The sequence below is a fragment of the Subsaxibacter sp. CAU 1640 genome (assembly GCF_023156585.1).
Lineage (GTDB): Bacteria > Bacteroidota > Bacteroidia > Flavobacteriales > Flavobacteriaceae > JBPOFM01.
In genome coordinates this window covers 200,847-224,573 of sequence record NZ_JALNMI010000001.1, presented here as the reverse complement: position 1 = coordinate 224,573, position 23,727 = coordinate 200,847, and the positions used below count along the sequence as shown (strand labels likewise).

Below are 23,727 nucleotides of genomic sequence, written 5' to 3'. Positions count from 1 at the left end.
CGAAAATAAATGAGTTAATCACTATTTGATATAGTTGCGACCCTTCCATTTGTAACCTCTAAAAACAGATGCAAACACCACATAAACACTAAAGAAAGGATATGCCAAAAACGCAAAAAAGTAAGATGGCATCACTTCTTTTTGATTGGTAAAATTGGCTGTTTTGTAAATCAGAAGAAAATCAACGCCAAACTTGATGACCAATAGATAGAGCAATACATTCATTTTGATAATACCTATGAGTGCTAAAAGGGAAAATACAATCATTCCACCATTCATCAGAAAAACGATGATGCCTACGATTTTACTGAACAAATTCTGATACGCACTTGATTTTGCAGCCCAGCGAACACGTTGTGAAATCAATTCCTTGAAGCTTGGTTGCGGCAACGTACTGACGATGGACTGTTCAGATTTTAAAAACATTACTTTCTCTGGAATGGATTTTACTGCTTTCTCAAGCAGAAAAATATCATCACCGCTTGCAATGGTTTCATTGCCTTCAAAACCCTTTAATTGCTGAAAAAGTTGCTTTGTGTAAGCTAAATTGGCGCCATTGCAGAGAAATGGCTTGTTGATTCCAAAACCTCCAATGGTACTTCCTTGCAAACTCAAAATATCCAAGAGCTGAAAACGATGCAAAAACGAGTTCAATTTACGATAGGTGATAGGAGCCACGATAAGTTCCGGTTGCTTTGATTGTATGAATTCATCAAAACTGTCCAACCAAAATTTTGGCAAAACACAATCAGCATCTGTAGTGACAATCCATTCATTTTTAGCATTGGAAATAGCTGTAGCAATAGCATCTTTTTTTGGCGATTGACTGATTCTTACATTTGAAATGATGGAAACATCCACTTTTGATGACTTCAGAAAATGGTTGATTATTTTTACGGAATCATCATCAGATTCATCGTCGACAAAAATAATTTCAAAAAGCTCTTTTGTATAATTCAGATGTTTGATGGATTCCAAAAGCGACTTTAGATTTTTTTCCTCATTTCTGAAAGGGATGATTACTGAAAATTTGGTTTTAGCCTTTAAATCTTTTAGATGAAAATCATTCACTTTATCAAAACCTATAATAAAACTTCCAATCAAAAATAAATAGAGTATAGCGATGATGATGGCGATGATGGTCATAGTGAATCTTCAGATTTTGGAAAGTTAAAATTCAAAACGTAATAGCTTCCAAAGATACTTGGAATGACAAAATTAAGAATCCACATCAGCATCACAACACATAACACGGTCAAATTGTTGACACCTACAAAAGAAAACAGATAGACTGCAACACTACCTTTAATGACCACATCAAAAATTGAAATTGACGGCACTACAGAAGCAACCAAATACATCGAAGTGATAACCATTATCGCTTGGAAATATCCTATTTCTGCACCAAATGTTTTCAGTAGAACATAAAACTGAAACGAGAAAATTAAATAACGACCAACGGAAAGTGTTAATCCTTTGAACCACAAATTTGAAGGAATGGATTTGAGAAAGCCCTTGATTTTCTTGGCGGAAAAACCTTTGATTTCGAATTTATCGGTTTTCAACGCAAAAACTATGAGTAGCGCGACTATCAAGAAAATAGCTATCAAAATGAATACTAGTGTATAGTTCAATTGCAGATGATAAAACTGCATCAACAACACTATTCCTACAATTCCAAATAGAACAGTTGCAGTCATTTGCATCATATTGCCAAGCAGGTTGAGCAACATAATTTTTTTTCGAAAAGGCTTTGCATAGTAAATTGCTTTTGCGCCATATTCACCGATTCGGTTAGGTGTTAATAACGACGCTGTCAACGCTCCTAAACTTTGTTCAAAAGTATTTTTTAATGAAATTGGAATCACCAAAGACACTAAAGTTTTCCATTTTAGAATTTCCAGAAACCAATTAAAAACGGTCAAAATCAGTAAAAAAAAGATGGTTTTTACCGAAAAAAAGCTCTTTTCGCGCAAAAATTTAAAAAATGTTTGAAATTCGAGTTCGTCGTTGGAGGTCAATTTATCTATAATCACATAAAATGCGCCAACAACAATGCTTAATTTAAGCAGCACAACCAAGAATTGTTTAGTTTTGTATGGCAAGGTCATAAGCATTGCACAAATTAAACCAATTATAATTAGATACTGATGTTCTCAAAAAAATATATCCTTTCGGTTTTGGCACTTTGTTGCTGTTTATTTGGTTTTTCGCAAAACGCAAAAAGCGTCTTAAAAGCACAAATAGCTATTGGTGTCAATAGTCCGTCTTCAAGCGGATTTGTAGCGCCATTTGAAGCAAAACCTATCAATTTTCCAACAGTCAATTTGGGTGTTCAATATATGTTCAAAGAACAGTTGGGAGCCAAATTTGATTTCGGATTTAATCGCTTTTCGAATTCGGATGAGTCTCCGGAATTCAAAAATAATTATTCAAGGTTAAACCTTCAATTTGTATACGATGCCACACCTTTGAATTTTTTGCCACCAAGAATCGGTTTGGTCGCGCACGCTGGTCCAGGATATACATTCTTAAAACCTTTGGGAAATTATACAGACAACAAACACTCATTTCTGAATTTAATGGGTGGTTTGGAAATACATTATGGAATGACTGACACGATTTCGTTGTTCACAGATGTTTCTTATATCTACGGATTTGCAAAGGATTTCGACCCAGCCACGGATGGTTATGGATCTTTCAATGGTAATTTAACCACCATTACTTTTGGCATTTCATTTTCTTTAAGTGGCTGTTATTATTGTGATTGATGAGTAAAGAAAAAATCATATTGGGCATTGACCCAGGAACGACTATTATGGGTTTCGGACTAATAAAAGTCGTTGGCAAATCGATGCAGTTTATGCAACTCAATGAGCTGGATTTAAAAAAATATGATGACCATTACCTAAAATTAAAACTGATTTTTGAACGAACAATCGAGTTAATCGATACGCATCATCCAGATGAAATAGCCATTGAAGCGCCTTTTTTTGGTAAAAATGTTCAAAGTATGTTGAAACTGGGTCGTGCACAAGGTGTTGCGATGGCTGCCGGTTTGAGTCGTGAAGTTCCAATTACAGAATATTCACCAAAAAAGATTAAAATGGCGATTACAGGTAATGGAAACGCAAGTAAGGAGCAAGTGGCAAAAATGCTTCAAAGTCTTCTCCATTTGAAAACGTTACCAAAAAATCTCGACGCTACGGATGGATTGGCAGCTGCTGTTTGTCATTTTTATAACGATGGCAAAGTTGAGGTTGGTAAGAGTTACTCTGGTTGGGCTTCTTTTGTGAAGCAAAATCAGGAAAGAGTTAAGAAATAATGGCTGGAATCTACATTCATATTCCATTTTGTAAACAAGCCTGTCATTACTGCGATTTTCATTTTTCTACCTCTTTAAAAAAGAAAGATGAATTGGTAAACGCTTTAGTGAAGGAGCTGCGATTGCGAAAGGATGAATTTCAGAATCAAACTGTTGAAACCATTTATTTTGGAGGAGGAACGCCATCATTATTGACGATTGACGAGTTGAGATTATTGATTTCTGAAGTTTACAGAAATTTTAAGGTTGCTGAAAATCCCGAAATCACTTTAGAAGCAAATCCTGATGATTTTGTGTCTGTTCGAGCAGGTCACATCGAGCGTAGTCGAGATGCGAGAACTATTTTCGAAGAATACAAATCAATTGGTATCAATCGCCTTTCCATTGGTATCCAATCATTTTTTGAAGATGATTTGAAATTGATGAATCGCGCGCACAATGCGGCAGAAGCAAAAGAATGTTTATCTGTAGCTACACGCTATTTTGATAATATTTCCATCGATTTGATTTATGGAATTCCAGGGTTGAGCAACGACCGTTGGTTGAAAAATATTGAAACTGCGTTGGCATTCAATATTCCACATATTTCGAGTTATGCGTTGACAGTGGAACCCAAAACGGCGTTAGAATCATTCATTAAAAAGGGAATTGTGGAAAATGTAGATGATGATGTGGCGCAAGAACAATTTCATCTATTGATTGAAACATTGGAAGCAAACGGATTTATTCAATATGAATTATCCAACTTCGGTAAACCTGATTATTTCAGCAGGAATAATTCTGCCTATTGGCTTGGCAAACCTTATCTGGGAATTGGCCCATCAGCCCATTCTTTTAATGGTATGCAACGTGGTTGGAACGTCAGAAACAATTCAAAATACATTCAATCATTAGAGAAAAATATAGTGCCAATAGAGGTTGAAACATTGACTGTAACCGATAAATACAATGAGTACGTGATGACTGGTTTGCGGACGGTTTGGGGAGTTTCTCTGCAAAAAATTGAGCAGGATTTTGGAATGCAATATAAAAATTATCTTCTGCAGCAAGCAAAAAAACATATTGAAGAGCATTTGTTGTATCTTGATGACGCCAAACTCTTGGTCACAAAAAAAGGCAAGTTTTTGAGTGATGGTATAGCTTCTGATCTTTTTATGTTAAACCTCAATGGCAACAATCGATAACCCATCTTTATGTAAAAACTGTGAACAAACACTTGTAGGTAAGTATTGTCACTTTTGTGGTGAGAAAGTGGTGGAGGAGAAGGATTTCTATTTCAAAACACTTTTGAAAGAAAGTGTAGATGGAATTTTTAATCTAGATTCCAAAGTGTTCAAGAGTTTCTACTATTTAATCTTCAAACCAGGTGAATTGACGGTTAATTACGTAGAAGGGATTCGAAAACCGTTTATGAAGCCCATACAACTATTCCTCCTCATCAACGTATTGTTCTTTTTATTTTTGACCCAAGCTGATATTTTACGAATTCCGGCTGAATATTATTTCAGAAATGATAATCAAACGGCTTTAAACCAAATGAGTGAACAAGTTGGTATTTCGGAATTGGAGTTGAAACATCAGTATGATTCCAACACAACCAATTTTTCCAAGGCTGCAATTATCGTTTTGATTCCGTTTTTTGCCTTGATTTTACTTATGGTGAATTATAAAAAGCAAATTGCGTTCGGAAAACATATGATTTTTGCTCTGCATTATTTTTCATTCTTTTTAGTCTTTTGTGTTCTGTTGATTGTGGTGAGTAAACTCGGGAATGTCGTACTTCAGATTTCAATTGTAGCAGTTAATTTTCTCTATTTGTTTTTTGCAATCAAAAAATTCTACAAGAATAATATGTTCTTTTCTGCTTTAAAGGCTTTTTCTATCTTGGTTTTATTTCTTACATTGATTTTGCTATACAGACAACTTATCAGTGATGTAACATTTAAATTGATGCCATAATGCTAGCAACCATTCAGTACAACTCAAAAAAACTTCAAATAGATTTATCAAAACCTTTGGATATTTCAATACCTATGCGAGCATCAAAAAGCAATGTCAACGCGTGGTATGTTGACGAGCCAAAAATTGAACCCGTACGGTTTGACGACTGGGTAGGTAGCGTCAAAGAAGGTGCAGATGTGAATTTCAATAATATCCTCTTCAATCCGCACGCTCACGGCACACATACCGAATGTGTAGGTCATATTACGAAGGAGTTTCATTCCATCAATAAAAGGTTGAAAAACTTTTTTTTCTTGGCAGAAGTCATTACAGTAGCTCCTGAAAAAAAGGGAGATGATTTTGTGATCTCGAAAAAGCAGATACAAACAGCACTTGGGAATAAGAAGCGCGATGCAGTGGTGTTAAGAACGCTACCAAATACCAAAGACAAAAAATCGAGACACTATTCAAATACAAATCCACCATATTTATTGGAAGAAGTGGCAACTTATTTAGTAAGCAAAGATGTCAATCATTTGCTAATCGATTTGCCGAGTGTTGACAAAGAAAAAGATGAAGGAAAATTGCTGTGTCATAATGCATTTTGGAATACAAAAGGCAACATACGCCTAGATGCAACAATTACTGAATTTATTTATGTTTCAAATAAAATAAAAGATGGTTGCTACGTGCTGAATCTTCAAATTGCACCTTTCGAAAACGATGCGACACCAAGTAAGCCAATTTTGTATGCTATTTTAGAATGATAGAAATCTCGACAGATAAAGCAAAGCTGCAGGTTGAATTGATTCATCAATTTTTAGCAACAACCTATTGGGCGAAAGGCAGAACTTTAGAAGAGGTTCAAAAGACGATAGACCATTGTTTGTGTTTCGGAATCTACATCGACGATAAACAAATTGGTTTTGCGAGAGTTGCTACAGATTACACCGTTTTCGCTTATTTGATGGATGTTTTTGTGTTACCACAGTTCCGAGGGAAAGGTTATTCTAAACTATTGATGGAGGCTGTGCATATGGAACCAAAACTTCAATCGTGTAAGGTATGGATGCTAAAAACTTCAGATGCACACGGTCTTTACGAGCAGTTTGGCTACACCCAAGTCAAAAATCCTGAAAGGCTAATGGAACGTTTATTATGAATATAGACCAACTTCGAGATTACTGTCTAAATAAAAAAGGTGTCACAGAAGATTTTCCTTTTGATGAACACACCTTGGTTTTTAAAGTATTGGGAAAGATGTTTGCGCTTATTGGACTTGAAAAGTGGGAGGTTGGCGATAGATTCATCAATCTTAAATGCGATCCGGACTATGCAGAAGAATTACGTGCCGAGTATGACAGTATTTATCCTGGTTATCATATGAGTAAAGTACATTGGAATTCTGTTTCATTGAATTCTGGTGAGATTTCTCCAAAATTTCTGATGGAACTAATTGACCATTCCTATGATATGGTAGTAAAAGGGATGACCAAAAAAATGAGGGATTCTCTCGAATAAAATGATAAGTTTGCAATACAGTAAATTTACTTCCGAAATTATAACTATCAATCAATATGAGTGTCCTTCAAATGCTTCGAGACAGGAGCAACAATACTTGTGAATTGTGTACATCAATTGAAAATCTTCAACAGTACACCATTCCTCCATCATTAAATGAAAATGTGGCCAATGATATTTTGGTCTGCAATACATGCTTAGCGCAAATCGAAGGCGATACAGAAATGTATCCAAATCATTGGCGTTGCTTAAATGATAGTATGTGGAGTGAACATGTGGCAGTACAAATAATGGCTTGGCGAATGCTGCAAAGGCTCCGTAATGAAGGTTGGCCAAAGGATTTACTGGATATGATGTATCTCGATGATGAAGCATTGGCATTGGCAAGAGCCACAGGTGAACATGAAGACGAATCTTCAAAAATAATACACAGAGATGTCAATGGTGTGGTATTGGAAAATGGTGATTCAGTGGTTTTGATTAAAGATTTGAAAGTAAAAGGTTCGAGTATGGTTGCAAAACAAGGCACAACTGTGAGGAATATTCGTTTGGATCATGACAATGCTGAATATATCGAAGGCAAGGTTGATGGTCAACAAATAGTCATCATTACAAAATTTGTAAAGAAAACCTAACAGATTTAAAATATACTCAAAGAAAAGACTTACATTAATTTGTAGGTCCTTTCTTATTTCATAAATAATTGAAATTCAAATAATTGATAATTATTTTTTTTGTATATTTGTAACTCTCCACAAAAAATTAGTAGCATTATTTCATCTAATCAAAGATTGTCCTGAATCTTGAGTGAGTAACTATTTTTTATTAATACTAACACAAATTTTTCATTATGAAGACAATCAACCGTTTTTTCATAGTAATGGCTATAATGCTATTATTATGCAACACAAAAGCCAGTGCCCAAGAGCAATCAAGACCAGCGTATGTGACAGTGACCACTATGCACTGGAACATGAATAACAAAGATTTTAAAATGGACGAATGGAAAGCTGTAGAGAAAGAGTTTTTAGACAAAGTGACCATGAAGAATGAGCATATCATGAGTGCCTCGTTCTATTTGCATAATATGACTCCCGACAACACAGAATTGCTTTATGTGCAATCTTACAAAAACTGGGATGCCATAGGTAAAGCAGCTGACAGAAATGCGGAATTGGCAATGGCGGCTTGGCCAGATGAAAAAGCACGCACGGCATTTTTCAAAAAAAGAAGTGCTTATTATTCTGATCAACATTCAGATGAAATCTATGCCACAATGCCAAACGCAAAGCCAATGGCAAAAATGCCAGACAAAGATATGGTGTGCTATGTGAGAAAAGGACATTTTGCTTTTGAGGAAGGTACCGACGAAGAATTTGAGGCACTCGATAAGGAATATTTTGACAATGTGACCTTTAAAAATGAATACATCAAGGCCTATTATCCTATGGCCCATGCTTGGGGTTCCGACAGGACCGAATTTGTGGAAGCAATTTTTGTGGACTCTTTGGCTGATTTGGAAAAGATGCTTAAAAAGGACACAGAGCTTTTTGAAGCCCATTGGAAAGATGAGGCCTCTAGAAAAGACATGGGTGAGAAAAGCTCCAAATATTTTACCAATACGCATGGCGACTACGTCTATACCTATGTAGCAGGCTTGGCAAAATAAGTCGGAATAATTTCAGTAATGTAAAGGCCAACAATAGTGTTGGTCTTTTTTTATTTCATAAATCCAAATTGAGTATTTTTATTGTAATTATTTTATCCAAGAATGAGCACAAATATATTCGTTTGCATCGATGCACATACCTGCGGAAATCCTGTGAGAGTTATTAAGGAAGGTGGTCCACTTCTCGTTGGAAATACTATGAGCGAAAAGCGACAACATTTCTTGAAAGAGTATGACTGGATTCGCAAAGGACTGATGTTTGAACCTCGCGGTCACGATATGATGAGCGGCTCTATTTTGTATCCACCACATGATCCTCAAAATGATTTTGCGATATTATTTATTGAAACGTCAGGTTGTTTGCCAATGTGCGGTCACGGCACCATCGGAACCATTACCATTGCTATTGAAGAAGAACTGGTTGTCCCGAAAACTCCAGGAAAGATCCGGATGGAAGCACCAGCAGGATTGGTCGAAATTGAATATCATCAAACAGGTAAAAAAGTGGAATGGGTAAAGCTCACGAACGTAAAAAGTTATTTAGCTGAAGAGGGGTTATCCGTAGAAAGTCCAGATTTGGGTGAAATTGTATTTGACGTCGCTTACGGTGGAAATTTCTACGCCATTATCGACCCACAAACTAATTTTTCAGGAGTGCAAGATTTTTCCGCTTCCAAAATTATTCAGTTTTCACAATCGATACGACAATTGATCAATGAGAAGTATCCCAATCAATTCATTCATCCAAAAAATGAAACCATCAAAAATGTGACTCATTTACTTTGGACAGGTAATCCTATCGATCCAACGTCTTCTGGACGAAATGCCGTTTTTTATGGTGATAAGGCAATCGATAGAAGTCCTTGTGGAACAGGTACTTCAGCTCGTATGGCACAATTGCATGCAAAAGGGAAACTCAAAATTGGTGAAGATTTTGTTCATGAAAGCTTTATTGGCAGTAAATTTATTGGACGTGTTGAAAAAGAAACAACATTGGATGGTAACTTGGCAATCATTCCAAGCATCAAGGGATGGGCAAAGATTTATGGGTACAACACCATCACGATTGATACGGAAGATGACCCGTATGCTTACGGATTTCAAGTTATGTAAACAATAGTTTAATGAATTAATTCTTGCAAGATTATTGATTTTTTTTTTGTTAAACTCAATTCTTATTTTTCACTATCTTTCAGCTACTTAACCTTAAAATCACAACGCAATGAAAACGTCACTCAACAAATACTCAATAATTCTACTGGTCATATTCGTAACCCTATCTTGTTCAAAAGAAAACAACCCAATAGCAGTTCCAGAACCAACAACACAAGAATTGCTGTTAGGCTTATGGAAGGTAGATAGTGCCTTGGCTGGTGAACCATATAGAGAATTTATATATGATTCTGGGGATTTAATTTTAACATTTAGTGAAAACTCTATTTTGGTTGAAAATAGTTCGGGTATGGATGTGCCTTTTCCATTCGATGAATTAAATGTCACTTATGAATTGAACAAATTATGCGATGAAATTGGAAACATTGATTGTGATGAAGATATGAAAAATGATTATTTGACATTTGATAATTTCAATTATCAAGTCCTCCACCCTCCTATGGAAAACATATTGGTTTTTGGTAATGACCCAATGCATCAATTTACATTTTATTTAACAAGAGTTATTAATTAAGTACTTTATCATAATTCAACTTTTCCCACTTTTCATTTAAAAACTGACCAAACTATGAAAAATGTAAAACTCTTTTTTGTTTTAGTATTTTGCTTGTTAATTAAATCGGTTTACTCACAAGTCGAATCTTGTAGACTCACGGAACCTCAAGCTTCAAAAGCTATTTTTAATTCTAAAACCATATTAAGATCTGGTGGAACAGTTTGTGTTAATGTTCAATTTCATATAGTTAGAGAAACAAATAGCACTGGAGGTTTTAGCGTATCTAATTTGCCAGGGATTATTAATGAGCTAAATAATTGGTATAATGGTTTTGGTGTGTTTTTCAAACAAATAGGATATGATGAAATTAGTAATTCTAACTACTATAGAGGTCTTGTCTCGGGACGTTTAGATTGCGCTGCAAAGCAGTAAGCAGTTGTGGGTTTACCTATTATAGTGATAAGCAGGTGACTGTGGTCAATTATCCCTGTCCACCACAAATGATGCTCTCCCCAAATCCATCATCTGATGATGTTACGGTAGATATGATGGGGCCAGCGCCTTGTAGATTAAGCCAACCGATCACAAAATGGGAAGGTCAGATAACATATACCTTCTATACCAATGCGGGGATTTTGGTATTCAAAAAAGAAAAAGCAAATCTTCAAGAAAGTTTTAACATTAAAAATCTGAAAGAAGGTATGTACTATATAGAAGCAATTCTGCCTGATGGACAACGCCTTTCCAAACCCTTGTTAATAAATTAAAACATAGAAGCGGTCCGTTTATGCAAAACCTGTAACTTTAACCAACCTTGGTAAATCAGGTATGAGTAAAAATGTTATTGTCATAGGTGGCGGAATCATCGGGTTGTGTTCCGCATATTACCTTCATAAGGAAGGTCACAAGGTTGCAATCATAGACCAATCCAACATGGATGGAGGCGCGTCCTATGTGAATGCAGGCTATTTGTCACCAAGTCATATTGTTCCCCTATCAGCTCCAGGTGTCATGAAAAAAGGTCTGAAATGGATGTTCAATCCAGCCAGTCCATTGTATATCAAACCTAGACTGGATTCCGACTTTATTAAATGGGTGAAGGCTTTTAACCAATCCTGTAACTCCAACCATGTGAAAAAAGCCATTCCTGCAATCAAACGTATTTCACTGTTGAGTCAGGAGCTTTATGATGATATTAAACAAAGTGAAAAATTTTCATTTCATTATGAGAAGAAAGGCTTATTGATGCTTTGTCAAACAGACAAAATGCTGGAAGAGGAAATAAAAACAGCTCAATTGGCCAAAACTGAAGGCTTGGATGTTTCTGAAATTAGTCTAGAAGAATTAAAAGTCTTGGAACCAAAGGTCGACTTAAATGTCAGCGGAGCTGTATATTACAAATGTGATTCGCATACCACACCACATGAGTTTATGGCTGAAATGAAAGCTTATTTGAAAAATGCAGGAATTCAATTCTTTTTTAACGAGAAGGTAGAAGATTTTGAAATTTCAAATGGAAAAATAATATCAGTGAAAACACATAATCAAATATTAAAAGCTGATGAGTTCGTCTTGGCTGCTGGTTCATGGAGCCATCATTTAAGTAAAAGATTGGGCTTAAAATTGTTGTTGCAAGCAGGTAAGGGCTACAGAATTAATACGGAGCAACCAACAGGCATTCAAATACCTTCAATTTTGGCAGAAGCAAAAGTTGCAGTGACGCCTATGAATGGATTCACACGCTTTGCAGGCACTATGGAGATAGCGGGTATCAATCATCATATTAATAAAATTAGAGTTGAAGCCATTGCAAATGCAGCTTCACGCTATTATCCAGATATTCGTTTATCCGAAGATGAAAAAAATGCTGCGGCATGTGGTTTAAGACCTGTCACTCCTGATGGTTTGCCGTACATTGGTAAATCATCAAGATGCGAAAACCTAACAATTGCCGCTGGTCACGCAATGATGGGCTGGAGTATGGGTACTGGCACGGGAAAATTGGTTGCAGAAATCATTTCAAAGAAAATGCCTTCTATGTCGTTGGAAATGTTCAATCCAGACCGGAAATTTTAAGAGATATATCTTGAAGCTGAACTTTTATCGATGAATCTTACAAGGTAATTCTGTTTAATACCTTCAAATCGCTTTTTGTCGAAAAACTTTTGAGACGTCATTTTATATACGGATATTTATTTCATAATCCCCTGATTAATAGCACCAAATCTCTAGTTTCAATTTTAATTAGGTTATTATGAACATCGAAATTACTAGCTACAACAACCAGTTTAAAATCAGAGGTGTACTAAACCGACAAAATGTAGGTGTGTTCATCAGAGAATTTAAGGACGTTTTCGACAAGTTTAACTCACTTACTTTAAGTATTGAGGGTTTAACGAGTATTGATCGTTATGGCGTGAATGCATTGGCACAATTGCACAATGAATCAATTTCAAAACAAAAACGTCTTTCCATCATAGGAATGGGTTGTGACGATTTGTATGAGCACTTTAAGTCTGAAGAGACTGCCGCTTAAACAATCTATCTACAATGCATTTTTCTGATGTTTGAAGAAAGCATCGGCTTGTAATTGCATTAATTCTCTAGCTTTTTTACGCTTGTAGGTGTACAGTTCATCTTCATCGGCAATGTCATTGTAAATTTTATTGTTGATGTCCATGTCTGTTTTCAAGAGTATTTTGCGCTCGTTGACCTTTTGTTCTACCCAAGTTTTAACAGCAGTTTCTTCGTCTTCAAGTTTGAAATCATATTGTCCTTTAGGCGATAATAATTTGGCGAAAATAGGAGAGGTTTCAATCGCTAAAAACAATAGAAAAATGAAGAATGACGGCAGCCAAGGTAACTCACCCAGTGCATTGACACGAGCCATCAAGCCATCAAAACCATCAATTATGGGTTGTGATGTATTCACTTTTGTACTGTAATCATTTTGGAGTTGCGCAACTTGTGTTTCAATCGCTGCAATTTTTTCCTTGTTTTCAGATTTTAATTGTTGCAATTCGGCTAAAGCGGCATCATGTTTTTCTCTTTTTTCCGCATAGACAGGTCCTTTACCCAACAATTTGGTCCCTGCTGTCCCTTCCGCTTCGTTGATATAAATGTCGTACAGTGCATTCACTTCAGCTTCCTTGGTTTCCACTTGAGATTGCAACGTTTTGATATCGTTTTCTAATCCTTCAATGGTAGGTGTAAACTGTGCTGCAATCTGATCTTTATTGGCAAGTGTCAACTCATTTTTTTGCTCTAATAGCACCTGATTGATTTCCTTTTCAAAAATTTTCAATTCCAACGGCTTTGAAATCACTACAGCTATAATCACTGCCAAAATAATTCTAGGTGAAGCCTGAATGAATTCATCCATAAAACTGTTTCGCTTTTTAATGGTCGAAACTATAAAACGGTCCAAATTGAAAATAAGCAAGCCCCAAACCAAGCCAAAACCTACTGCAGTATAATAATTGTCAAAAACAGTATAAAGCGCATAGCTGGCTGCAATAAACGCCATAACAGCTGTGAAAAACACTGTAGCGCCAATACCAGCATATTTATTTTGTTCGCCAATGGAACAATTGTCCAGAATATCAGTGTCAGAACCTGAACAGATGATGAAGAATTTTTTTAACATAACAAATTCGATTTTTGGTTGATAGAGTATTAGAACGTTAAGTTAGTCAATTTGTTACATTATTTGGAATAAAAAAACTCACAAGTAATAAAAGCTTATGAGGTTTTATGTTTAAGATCAATGAAGGTTATTTTATTTCTACGAATATTGGTGGATGAACTTCATCTTTAGAATTCTTAATATCGAATAATTGTGCACCAGAGCCTATTGCCGTTTCCTTAATTTGAGATTTTGCATCGTCGTTTAAACGATTTCCTTTTATAAAGAGCGTGGGTTTACCAGGTACTTTAAATTTAAATTCAGTAATTGTTCCTGCTGCAATTGAAAGTTCAATATCACTCAATTCCGGACCTGTAAATGAAAAAAATCCGTCTTTTGAAGATTTACCATTGATCATTACCTGTTCTTTAGTTTTAGCATGTTGTTTAAAAACAATTGGTTCTTTAGAGATATAAACTTTCGGTTCTTTGGAATCAGACTCTTTTGTTGCGATGTTTAACTGCTTATTTTCTTTTAAAAGTTTGATTGCATCATCAGACGAAATTAATTTACCCTCATAATAAAATTTTGCATTCTTTTTTGCCATTTCTATCACATGGTCTAAAGGTGATTTGGGAGCAGGTGGTGGAGGTGGAGGCGGTGGGAAATTTGGAAAAGGTTCAGCATTTGCCTTTTGCTCTTTAGACATTTTTTTATAAAGGTATTCCATGCGTTCAAAATCCTTTAGTTTGATAATACGGAGATTCTCGGGTTTATCATTATGTTGGGAAGCCAATTTGTTATACTCTTTAACTTCTTCAGGTGTGGCTTTTTGTTGATTTTGCTCAATTGCATAAGGTGTATTTACTTTTCCATAATTCTGTTCTTTTTCGTTCATGTTAAGATTTGGAAAGGGAAATTTAACGGATTGATCTTTCTGTTGCGGAGACATCCTTTTATATATCTCTGAAAATTTTATCAATTCTTGTTCATCCACAATTGGTAATAATGTAGCATTTTTTGAAATGATAGTACTTTCACCATGGATCTTTTTTGCCCAAGTATTATAAGCATCAATTTCTTCCGGTGTGGCTTTTTCTTGATGCTCATTGGCTGTCGTGTCTCCGATAATATAAGCATCCTCATCAAGTCTAATTTGCTTCAAATTACCATCAAGTTCTTCCATTATTTGATTGATAAGGCTCATATTAATACCTCCAACAGTCTTTATCCTTAAATCTGATTTTTCATTATTAGCGGCTTCAGTAAAATCTCTTTTTAGTCTTGAAAGAGAGGTTCCTTTACCATTAAGTTTAAAAACATCTGGATTGAATGAAACTTCCAACACTGGAAAGGATTCAATTGACGCAGTTTTTGTAATTTTTATGATAGCACCTTCGCTTAAAGGCTTTTGTCCATCTTTATATAATCTGTCGTATTCCTGATTAGTATAAAGGCTCACTTGAAAATAGTGTTTGCCATAATTGACAGCATTTTTTTCAAGTTTGCTTACGTAATACAGCCCAAAATCGGATGGTTTGTAGGATGCCAAATCTGAATTTTTGATACGCTTGCTATCGACCCAAACACCAAATTTCTTACTGTCTAGCCACGATTCCAATTCAGATTGTAAAGGTGTTTTCTTTGCAGGCTTTTTGGGAGGCGAAGGAAGTTGCTGTTTTTCTTCTTCTGTTAATTCTGTGTATTTTTTTGTGGCGATTACATTCTTTTGATTATCAACATACTCAATGGTTGTATTTTGATAATAATAATCCTTGTCTGGGTCAGGTTTGGAGTTTTTCTCTTGCATTGGTACAGGTAAATCAATGCTTAAAGAAGCAGGTTTTTCTATAATTCTTCGTTCACTAAACCCATAAAGCGTTAATCCTAAAAGAGGAAGAATCAAAATACAACTCAACCAAATTTTCTGTTTTGATGTGTGTGTCTTCATAACTGTAAATCGTTTTTTGATGGATGAATAATTAATGGCATGTGCCAACTGAGTGTTGGTGACGTTTGATGAGAACGTCAATAATAATTCTTGATAATTGGATGGAGAGAAGCCATCTTTCAAAACGGCTTCGTCTGCAAGAAATTCATGATTTAATTTGATGCTGTGTTTTACAAAATAAATCAACGGGTTGAACCAAAATAGTATCTGAAGCAACTCCATGAATAAAATGTCTAAACTGTGCTTTTGCCTTGCATGTGCTTCTTCATGAATAAAAACTTCTTGAGGAATCTGTTGTGATTCATACTTTTCCTTGTTCAAAAAAATGTAGCTGAAGAAGGTATGAGGAGTCATCAGTTCCTTCAATAAGATGAATGTAAACTGTGCTGTTCTTTGCTTTGTATTTTGTTTGATTCTTTTGAAAATCTGAATTAAATGGATGATAAATCTCAAGGAAAACATCAACAAGCCTAAACCGTAAACACTCCACAAAATTATGGGCCAATGGTTGACGGGTTCTTCCACAGCTTCAGTATCAAATTCAAATTCTGGAATGGTTAGCAGCTCGGAACGATTTGAGGCAACAGGTTCTACTTCAATATAAGTCGTGAAAGTTATCAATGGAATGCTTAATGCAAGAATCACTATTATCAATAGATAAAAACGCTTCATGACGTGCATTTGTTCCTTTTCTAAAAACAATTTGTAGAAAGTCCAAAATATGGCTAAACAGACGCTGAATTTCAAGAGATACATCCACATAACTATTTCTTTTTGATTTCGTTGTCAATCAATGCTTTTAAATCTTGCAATTCTTCTTTGGTCAAATCGGTTTCTTTTGCAAAAAAAGAGGCGAATTGTGAAGCGCTGTCATTAAAGAAGTTTTTTATTAATCCGTTCACATGTTTTGAGAAATAATCTTTCTTTTTGACAAGAGGATAGTATTCGCGAGACTTACCGTAAAGATTGTAGCTTACAAATTTTTTATCTGTCATTCGTTTGAGAAGTGTCGCAACAGTGGTTGTGGCAGGCTTTGGCTCCGGATAGGCTTCCAGCAGATCTTTCATAAAGGCTTTTTCCAATTGCCACAAATGATTCATTAGCTCTTCTTCTGTTTTTGTCAATTGCATGTTCTACATTTTTAGAGTAAGTTCTACAAATGTAGAATAAAAATTGGATATTCCAAATGCATTCGTATTAATTTTATTTAAATAGATTATCTTTGCCATTAAAATTGCAAGGTTTCAGAAGATGAAAAATTTGATTTTCAAATTGTTAGCTATTATGCTGTGCTCTATTTCTTCGCATGCGCAAACAATCAATGACTTGATCAATAAAGTGAATCTTGACACCTTGTCACTTAAGGTTCAGGAATTTAGTGGTGAAGTTTCTACGGTCGTAAATGGTAATACCGTAACTGTCTTAAATAGACAAAGCAATAACAACGATTTGGCTGCAGAATACATTAAACAACAGTTCTCTAGACTCGATAATTTGACTATTACCGATCAGGTTTATAGCACAAACGGTCGTAATATTATTGCCACTCAACTCGGAAAAACCAATCCAAATAATATTTATGTTATTTGTGCGCACTATGATTCTGTGGCTAATTATTGTGCAGATGACAATGCCAGCGGAACAATAGCCGTACTCGAAATAGCTAGGATTTTATCGACGCAGTGTTTGGACAATACTATCATCTATGCACTTTGGGATCAGGAAGAGAACGGTTTGATTGGATCCAACTATTATGCACAACAAGCTGCTAATAATGGTGATAATATTCTTGGTGTCCTAAATATAGATATGATGGCGTATGATGGAGACAACGACAATGATTTTGATATTGATGTTAGGAATATTGGAGGTTCATTGGCAATGAAAGATGATATCATATCTGTACTCAATAACCCAACGTACGGATTTACATTGAATGTAAATGTTGTAAATCCTGGAACCACTGCAAGTGATCATTCTAGATTTTGGAATCAAGGTTATTCCGCAGTGTTGGTCGGAGAGGCTTGGTCTAACAACGATCGAACACCTTTTTATCATACTTCAGGAGACCGATTCAGTACGTTAAATTTACCCTATTATCATGAATTGGCTAAGCTTATCATGGGTTATATGGCTACAAAAGCTGGTTTAATCAATATTGATAACAGTATAGCCGCAGATGCAACCACAATAACCGCAACACAAACTGAAGGAAGTTACCAGTGGTATAATTGTGATAACGGTCAGCCTATTTCAGGTGCCAATTCCAGAAACTATGCGCCTCCAACAAATGGTAATTACTATGTTGAAGTTACATTAGGTGGTTGCTCTGAAGTAAGCGACTGTTACGCATTTACAACGTTGGGCGTGGAAACCTTCTCTGATGGTGAATTGAATATTTTTCCTAACCCAGTTAGAAATACCTTAAAAATTGAATCCGCTAATGTTTCAGATTTGAGAATCAACTTGTTTGACCTATCAGGAAAATTGATTAGGTCCGAAACACTTCAAGTTCAATCAAATGAGTTAAACTTGAAAGGACTATCTGCAGGTATTTATCTTTTGAATGTCAAATCTTTAAACAAATCCAAAACGTTTAAGATTGTAAAACAATAACCATTAGCTTTTCAATTTACTTCGAAAGCTCCGTAAAATATTTGTAAAACAAAGGAATCGTTTCAATCCCTTTCAAGTAATTCCAAATTCCAAAATGTTCATTAGGAGAATGAATAGCATCGCTGTCCAAACCGAAGCCCATTAGAATGGTTTTACTATTGAGTTCTTGCTCAAAAAGAGCTACAATTGGGATGCTTCCGCCACTTCGTTGTGGAATTGGCTCTTTTCCAAAGGTTTCTTCGTAAGCCTTTGAAGCAGCTTGGTAACCAATGCTATCAATAGGAGTTACATATCCTTGCCCTCCATGATGCGGTTTTACAACTACTTTGACACCGTTGGGAGCAATTTTTTCAAAATGATTTTTAAACAACTCGGTAATTTCTTCCCAATCTTGATGCGGAACCAATCGCATGGAAATTTTAGCGTACGCCTTGCTAGCTATGACTGTTTTGGCACCTTCACCAGTGTAGCCTCCCCAAATTCCGTTCACATCTAAAGTTGGCCTAATGGAGTTGCGCTCATTGGTAGTGTATCCTTTTTCACCATAAACATCCTCAATATCCAATGCCTTTTTATAGTTGTCCAAAGAAAATGGAGCTTTCGCCATTTGGGCACGTTCATCATCAGAAAGGTTTTCTACTTTGTCATAAAACCCAGGAATGGTAATATGATTGTTTTCATCATGAAGTGAGGCGATCATCTTGGAAAGCACGTTGATAGGATTGGCAACCGCACCTCCATAAAGTCCCGAATGTAAATCTCTATTCGGACCTGTAACTTCGACTTCCACATAACTTAAACCTCTTAATCCAGTTGTAATGGATGGCGTGTCTTTTGAAATCATTCCAGTATCAGAAATCAAAATGACATCATTCTTTAATTTTTCTCTATTGTTTTTGACAAATGTTCCCAAATTTTTACTCCCAACTTCCTCTTCACCTTCTATCATGAATTTTACATTACATGGCAATTGATCTGTCGAAGTCATAAATTCCATTGCCTTTACATGCATATACATTTGTCCTTTGTCATCACAAGCGCCTCTTGCAAAAATGGCGCCTTCAGGATGAAGTTCTGTTTCTTTGATGATAGGTTCAAAAGGAGGTGATGTCCAAAGATTCATTGGGTCTGGTGGCTGCACATCATAATGACCATAGACTAAAACGGTCGGCAATTTTTTATCAATTATTTTTTCACCATATACAATTGGGAACCCATCGGTTTTACAAATTTCAACATGCTCGCATCCAGCTTCTTCTAATTTTGATTTGATGGCATCAGCTGTTTTTAAAACATCTTTTTGATAGGCTGAATCTGCACTCACTGATGGAATTTTGAGCAGTTCTATCAATTCTTTAATGAATCTATCTTTATGTTGATTGATGTAGGATTCTATGTTTTTCATGTGTTTTTCGGATTTGTTCAAAAATACAAAAAATGAAAATGTTTTTTTCCGTTTTAAGCTATTTGTATATTCAAAGGAATGTTTATATTTGCATCCCGATTATTATCGGACCTGATGCAGGCGTGGTGGAATTGGTAGACACGCTAGACTTAGGATCTAGTGCCGCGAGGTGTGGGAGTTCGAGTCTCCCCGCCTGTACTTAAAGGAAAAGCTTCAACTTATGTTGAGGCTTTTTTTATTCAAGACTTTTTCTGATTCCCATTTCAAGACCTCTTAATTCCGCAAGTCCCCGGAGTCTACCAATGGCCGAATAACCTGGATTGGTCTTTTTGCCTAAATCGTCAAGCATTTGATGGCCGTGGTCTGGACGCATCGGAATATTGAAATCTGTTCTTCCGGCATTTTTTCTTCGATTTTGTTCGTTGATAATGGCTTTCATCACTTTGAACATATCGGTATTGCCTTCCAAATGATTTGCTTCATAAAAATTACCTTGGTCATCACTTTGAACATTTCGTAAGTGTAAAAAATGAATTCTTTCACCCAACTCCTCAATCATTTTGGGTAAATCGTTATCTGCTCGAACACCGAATGAACCTGTACAAAATGTCAATCCGTTGTGCAGACTGTCCACAGCTTTAAAAAGATGTAAAATATCTTCTTTGGTGCTTACAACTCTTGGTAAACCTAAAATCGGGAATGGTGGGTCGTCAGGATGAATGCACATTAAAACATTGGCATTTTCTGCCGTAGGAATTATCTGTTGCAGAAAATAAACAAGGTTATCTCTTAAAATGTGGTCGTCTATTTCGGCATAAGTATCCAAAATGTCATTGAAATCTTCCAACGTGTAACCTTCTTCCGAGCCAGGCAATCCAGCAATTATATTATTTATGAGGTTCTGTTTTTTATCATCTGAAAAAGTGTTGAATCTTTCTTCCGCTTGTGTAATTTTTTCTTTGGAATAGCGAGTTTGAGCATTTGGACGTTTCAACAAAAACAATTCAAATACAGCAAAATCAATGACATCAAACCTTAAAGCGGTTGAACCATCATCCAATCGATAATGTAAATCTGTGCGTGTCCAGTCGAGTACAGGCATAAAATTATAGCAAACAGTTTTGACACCACATTCACTCAAATTGATGAGTGTTTGTTTGTAATTTTCAATATAAGTTTGATAATTTCCTGTTTTGGTCTTGATGCTTTCGTGGACAGGCACACTTTCAATTACAGACCATCGTAACCCAAAAGATTCAATTTCATTTTTTCGCCTTTTAATTTCAGTAATTGGCCAAACATCTCCATTTCGAATATGATGCAAAGCCGTAACAATGCCAGTGGCACCTGTCATTTTGATGTCAGATAAACTAACTGGGTCGTTCGGACCAAACCAACGAACTGTTTCTTCCAATTTCATATCAAACTCCTGAAAACGCACTAAATCCACCATCCACGTGAACAACAATACCAGTTACAAATCTAGACGCATCCGAAGACAAAAACAATGTGGCACTTATTAATTCTTCTGCTTCACCAAAACGTTTCATCGGTGTATTGGCAATAATGGTTTCGCCTCTTTTGGTCAATGAGCCATCAGTATTCAGCAATAAATCTCTATTTTGTTCTCCAATAAAAAATCCGGGTGCTATGGCATTGACACGAATTGGATTATTGTGTTTCTGAGCCATTTCCACAGCCATCCATTTGGTGAAATTCTCTACAGCAGCCTTCGATGCTCCATAACCGACCACACGAGTCAATATTTGTTGGGCTGAAATTGAAGAAATGTTGATGATGCTGCTTTGTGCTTGTTTTGCCAGTTCTTTTCCAAAAACCAATGTCGGCAATACAGTACCCTTAAGATTCAATTGTGTCACTGTATCAAAATCTTCCATTCTCATATCAAAAATAGTTTGCTCTGGTTGAATAGTGGCTCCTTTTACATTCCCACCAGCAGCATTGATGAGGATATCAATCTTTCCAAATCTCTCTAGAATAACCTCCTTTGCGGCTTCAAGGGATGCTTTGTACAAAACATCTGCGGTCACACCCAAAGCATTACCACCATTTGATTGAATGGCATCGACCATTGTATCCACAGTCGATTGCGTTCGACCAAGGATGACAACATTCATTCCTTCTTGAGCCAATCCTTTGGCAATGGCACCTCCGAGAGCACCTGAACCGCCTGTTACGACAGCAACTTTATTTTTATAATTATGTTGAATCATATTGTTTTTACTTTGTTGTCAATTTCAAAATCGTTGAAATTAAAATATTTATAATTTTCGGCTGAAAAAACTGATAATACGAAAATTTTTAGGTTTTAAAATAATTTATTCTATATTTGTGTAATCGATTACAATAAACCAAAATTATGACCAATTACAGTTTTAGATATGCTTCACATCCTAATGATGCCAATAAATATAACACAAACGAATTACGCGAACATTTTCTTATTGAAAAATTATTTTCAAAAGGAGATATCAACCTCGTGTATTCAATGTTTGACCGTTATATTGTTGGTGGTGCGATGCCTTCTGAACAGTCACTGAAATTGGAAACCATACCGTATTTAAAATCAGAGAATTTTTTGGATAGGAGAGAGCTCGGCATTGTGAACGTCGGCGGAAAGGGTTCGGTAAGTGTCGATGGAACCGTCTATGATTTGGATAAAAAAGAATCATTGTACGTTGGCCAAGGCGCCAAAGAAGTAGTATTTTCTTCAAATAAAGGTGAGCAGGCATTGTTTTATATCAATTCTGCTCCTGCCCATAAAAGTTTTCCAACAAAAAAAGTTGGTAAAAAGGATGCTGAAGTGATTGAATTGGGTGATGAAAAATCTGCGAACAAACGCATCCTCAATAAATTGATTGTCAATAGCATTGTGGAAACCTGCCAATTACAGATGGGTTTGACCGAATTGTTGCCCGGTAATGTTTGGAACACGATGCCAGCGCATACACATTCCCGACGTATGGAGGCCTATTTCTATTTTGATTTGGAGGATGGTCAGACGATTTCGCACTTTATGGGTGAGCCTCAAAACACACGTCACATTTTTATGCAAAATAACCAAGCGGTGTTATCACCAGAATGGTCTATCCATTCGGGTTGTGGTACCTCCAACTATTCCTTTATTTGGGGAATGGCTGGCGAAAACTTGGACTATGGTGATATGGATATTTGTGCGCCAAACGAACTTAAGTAATTATGGAATTGTTCAACCTAAAACATAAAAGAGCGCTCATTACTGGCGGTACGCACGGTCTGGGAATGGCAATGGCGGAAGGACTTGCGAAAGCAGGTGCCGAATTGGTCATCACGAGCACCACGCCGTCAAAGCTTGCCGATGCACTCTACTATTATAAAGAGAAAGGCTACAAAGCGTCCGGTTACATTTTTGATGTAACCGATGAAAAAGTCGCTGCCGAAAAAGTGACACAAATCACAAAGGAAGTTGGTGACATTCATATTTTGGTCAACAATGCAGGCATCATTAAACGCGTTCCTGCGGCTGAAATGGCAATTTCTGAATTCCGTCAAGTGATTGATGTGGATTTGGTTGGACCGTTCATTATGGCGCAATTGGTGGCGAAACAGATGATTGAGCGCAAAGAAGGCAAAATCATCAACATTTGTTCGATGATGAGTGAATTGGGACGCAATACCGTCAGCGCTTATGCGGCTGCAAAAGGCGGATTGAAGATGTTGACACGCAATCTTGCTACCGAATGGGCAAAGCACAACATTCAAGTGAATGGCATCGGTCCAGGTTATTTTGCGACTTCCCAAACAGAACCCATCCGAGTGGATGGCCATCCGTTCAACGAATTCATTATCAATAGAACACCTGCGGCACGCTGGGGAAATCCGGAAGATTTGGAAGGCACTGCTGTGTTTTTGGCATCAAAGGCCAGTGATTTTGTAAACGGACAGATTATATATGTCGATGGCGGCATTTTGGCAACCATCGGGAAACCTTCTAACGAAGCTTAA

General features: G+C 36.3%; 26 protein-coding genes and 1 tRNA gene. 19 read left to right on the top strand and 8 right to left on the bottom strand.

Translation table 11 applies throughout. From position 1 onward, the window contains the following. Positions 1-21 precede the first annotated feature (21 nt). Both M0G43_RS00895 and M0G43_RS00890 read right to left on the bottom strand, forming a co-directional pair. Positions 22-1,146 (bottom strand): glycosyltransferase, encoded by a 1,125-nt coding sequence (locus M0G43_RS00895; RefSeq protein WP_248022613.1) that lies wholly within the window; start codon positions 1,144-1,146, stop codon positions 22-24. Then, positions 1,143-2,075: a lysylphosphatidylglycerol synthase domain-containing protein gene (locus tag M0G43_RS00890; RefSeq protein WP_248022612.1), complete on the bottom strand. Its 933-nt coding sequence runs from the start codon at positions 2,073-2,075 to the stop codon at positions 1,143-1,145. The genes M0G43_RS00895 and M0G43_RS00890 overlap by 4 nt, the downstream gene beginning before the upstream one ends. Positions 2,076-2,150: 75 nt before the next feature. On the opposite strand from M0G43_RS00890, the gene M0G43_RS00885 reads away from it, so the two are divergent. From M0G43_RS00885 to M0G43_RS00815, 15 genes are all read left to right on the top strand, one after another. Beyond that, positions 2,151-2,771, top strand: a complete 621-nt coding sequence (locus M0G43_RS00885; RefSeq protein WP_248022611.1) for an outer membrane beta-barrel protein — start codon at positions 2,151-2,153, stop codon at positions 2,769-2,771. Further along, positions 2,771-3,325, top strand: a complete 555-nt coding sequence (ruvC, locus tag M0G43_RS00880) for a crossover junction endodeoxyribonuclease RuvC (RefSeq protein ID WP_248022610.1) — start codon at positions 2,771-2,773, stop codon at positions 3,323-3,325. Before M0G43_RS00885 ends, ruvC begins: the two co-directional genes overlap by 1 nt. Next, the gene (hemW, locus tag M0G43_RS00875) at positions 3,325-4,509 is read left to right on the top strand and encodes a radical SAM family heme chaperone HemW (RefSeq protein ID WP_248022609.1); all 1,185 of its coding nucleotides are present in this window, start codon (positions 3,325-3,327) and stop codon (positions 4,507-4,509) included. Before ruvC ends, hemW begins: the two co-directional genes overlap by 1 nt. Continuing rightward, positions 4,493-5,284 (top strand): DUF3667 domain-containing protein, encoded by a 792-nt coding sequence (locus M0G43_RS00870; protein ID WP_248022608.1) that lies wholly within the window; start codon positions 4,493-4,495, stop codon positions 5,282-5,284. The genes hemW and M0G43_RS00870 overlap by 17 nt, the downstream gene beginning before the upstream one ends. Beyond that, positions 5,284-6,033 (top strand): cyclase family protein, encoded by a 750-nt coding sequence (locus M0G43_RS00865; protein WP_248022607.1) that lies wholly within the window; start codon positions 5,284-5,286, stop codon positions 6,031-6,033. The genes M0G43_RS00870 and M0G43_RS00865 overlap by 1 nt, the downstream gene beginning before the upstream one ends. Continuing rightward, on the top strand, positions 6,030-6,428 hold the full coding sequence (locus M0G43_RS00860; RefSeq protein ID WP_248022606.1) for a GNAT family N-acetyltransferase: 399 nt from the start codon (positions 6,030-6,032) through the stop codon (positions 6,426-6,428). The genes M0G43_RS00865 and M0G43_RS00860 overlap by 4 nt, the downstream gene beginning before the upstream one ends. Next, positions 6,425-6,787: an MmcQ/YjbR family DNA-binding protein gene (locus M0G43_RS00855; protein WP_248022605.1), complete on the top strand. Its 363-nt coding sequence runs from the start codon at positions 6,425-6,427 to the stop codon at positions 6,785-6,787. Before M0G43_RS00860 ends, M0G43_RS00855 begins: the two co-directional genes overlap by 4 nt. 56 nt (positions 6,788-6,843) lie before the next feature. Further along, positions 6,844-7,422, top strand: coding sequence for a PhnA domain-containing protein (locus M0G43_RS00850; protein ID WP_248022604.1), 579 nt, complete (start codon positions 6,844-6,846; stop codon positions 7,420-7,422). A 215-nt stretch (positions 7,423-7,637) separates the two neighbouring features. Continuing rightward, positions 7,638-8,456: a hypothetical protein gene (locus tag M0G43_RS00845; protein ID WP_248022603.1), complete on the top strand. Its 819-nt coding sequence runs from the start codon at positions 7,638-7,640 to the stop codon at positions 8,454-8,456. A gap of 102 nt (positions 8,457-8,558) precedes the next feature. Continuing rightward, positions 8,559-9,569, top strand: a complete 1,011-nt coding sequence (locus tag M0G43_RS00840) for a 4-hydroxyproline epimerase (protein ID WP_248022602.1) — start codon at positions 8,559-8,561, stop codon at positions 9,567-9,569. Between the two features lie 109 nt (positions 9,570-9,678). Further along, positions 9,679-10,143 carry a hypothetical protein gene (locus M0G43_RS00835; RefSeq protein WP_248022601.1) on the top strand — a complete coding sequence of 155 codons (465 nt, stop codon included), beginning with the start codon at positions 9,679-9,681 and terminating at the stop codon, positions 10,141-10,143. A gap of 54 nt (positions 10,144-10,197) precedes the next feature. Further along, entirely contained in the window at positions 10,198-10,557 is a 360-nt protein-coding gene (locus M0G43_RS00830) for a hypothetical protein (RefSeq protein WP_248022600.1), read from the top strand. 41 nt (positions 10,558-10,598) lie between these two features. Continuing rightward, on the top strand, positions 10,599-10,892 hold the full coding sequence (locus M0G43_RS00825; protein ID WP_248022599.1) for a T9SS type A sorting domain-containing protein: 294 nt from the start codon (positions 10,599-10,601) through the stop codon (positions 10,890-10,892). A 61-nt stretch (positions 10,893-10,953) separates the two neighbouring features. Next, positions 10,954-12,201 (top strand): NAD(P)/FAD-dependent oxidoreductase, encoded by a 1,248-nt coding sequence (locus M0G43_RS00820; protein WP_248022598.1) that lies wholly within the window; start codon positions 10,954-10,956, stop codon positions 12,199-12,201. A 178-nt stretch (positions 12,202-12,379) separates the two neighbouring features. Then, positions 12,380-12,661, top strand: a complete 282-nt coding sequence (locus M0G43_RS00815; RefSeq protein ID WP_248022597.1) for a hypothetical protein — start codon at positions 12,380-12,382, stop codon at positions 12,659-12,661. 9 nt (positions 12,662-12,670) lie between these two features. Here the strand turns inward: M0G43_RS00815 and M0G43_RS00810 are convergent, their stop codons facing one another. The 3 genes from M0G43_RS00810 to M0G43_RS00800 form a co-directional block, all read right to left on the bottom strand. After that, the gene (locus M0G43_RS00810) at positions 12,671-13,771 is read right to left on the bottom strand and encodes a DUF4407 domain-containing protein (RefSeq protein ID WP_248022596.1); all 1,101 of its coding nucleotides are present in this window, start codon (positions 13,769-13,771) and stop codon (positions 12,671-12,673) included. Between the two features lie 127 nt (positions 13,772-13,898). Further along, a complete protein-coding gene (locus M0G43_RS00805; protein WP_248022595.1) occupies positions 13,899-16,373 on the bottom strand; it encodes a M56 family metallopeptidase in 2,475 nt (824 codons plus the stop codon). Positions 16,374-16,465: 92 nt separating this feature from the next. Continuing rightward, the gene (locus M0G43_RS00800) at positions 16,466-16,831 is read right to left on the bottom strand and encodes a BlaI/MecI/CopY family transcriptional regulator (protein WP_248022594.1); all 366 of its coding nucleotides are present in this window, start codon (positions 16,829-16,831) and stop codon (positions 16,466-16,468) included. 121 nt (positions 16,832-16,952) lie between these two features. Here M0G43_RS00800 and M0G43_RS00795 point away from each other — a divergent pair, with 121 nt between their 5' ends. Continuing rightward, on the top strand, positions 16,953-18,317 hold the full coding sequence (locus tag M0G43_RS00795; protein ID WP_248022593.1) for a M28 family peptidase: 1,365 nt from the start codon (positions 16,953-16,955) through the stop codon (positions 18,315-18,317). A gap of 16 nt (positions 18,318-18,333) precedes the next feature. Here the strand turns inward: M0G43_RS00795 and M0G43_RS00790 are convergent, their stop codons facing one another. Further along, complete coding sequence (locus tag M0G43_RS00790; protein ID WP_248022592.1) at positions 18,334-19,722, bottom strand: dipeptidase; 1,389 nt, start codon at positions 19,720-19,722, stop codon at positions 18,334-18,336. Positions 19,723-19,838: 116 nt separating this feature from the next. On the opposite strand from M0G43_RS00790, the gene M0G43_RS00785 reads away from it, so the two are divergent. Then, positions 19,839-19,920 (top strand) — tRNA-Leu (locus M0G43_RS00785). Between the two features lie 37 nt (positions 19,921-19,957). Here the strand turns inward: M0G43_RS00785 and uxuA are convergent. Then, a complete protein-coding gene (gene uxuA, locus M0G43_RS00780) occupies positions 19,958-21,136 on the bottom strand; it encodes a mannonate dehydratase (RefSeq protein ID WP_248023778.1) in 1,179 nt (392 codons plus the stop codon). 7 nt (positions 21,137-21,143) lie between these two features. Beyond that, positions 21,144-21,956, bottom strand: coding sequence for an SDR family oxidoreductase (locus M0G43_RS00775; RefSeq protein WP_248022591.1), 813 nt, complete (start codon positions 21,954-21,956; stop codon positions 21,144-21,146). A gap of 146 nt (positions 21,957-22,102) precedes the next feature. On the opposite strand from M0G43_RS00775, the gene kduI reads away from it, so the two are divergent. Both kduI and M0G43_RS00765 read left to right on the top strand, forming a co-directional pair. After that, positions 22,103-22,939, top strand: coding sequence for a 5-dehydro-4-deoxy-D-glucuronate isomerase (gene kduI, locus M0G43_RS00770; RefSeq protein ID WP_248022590.1), 837 nt, complete (start codon positions 22,103-22,105; stop codon positions 22,937-22,939). A 2-nt stretch (positions 22,940-22,941) separates the two neighbouring features. Continuing rightward, positions 22,942-23,727 carry a gluconate 5-dehydrogenase gene (locus tag M0G43_RS00765; RefSeq protein ID WP_248022589.1) on the top strand — a complete coding sequence of 262 codons (786 nt, stop codon included), beginning with the start codon at positions 22,942-22,944 and terminating at the stop codon, positions 23,725-23,727.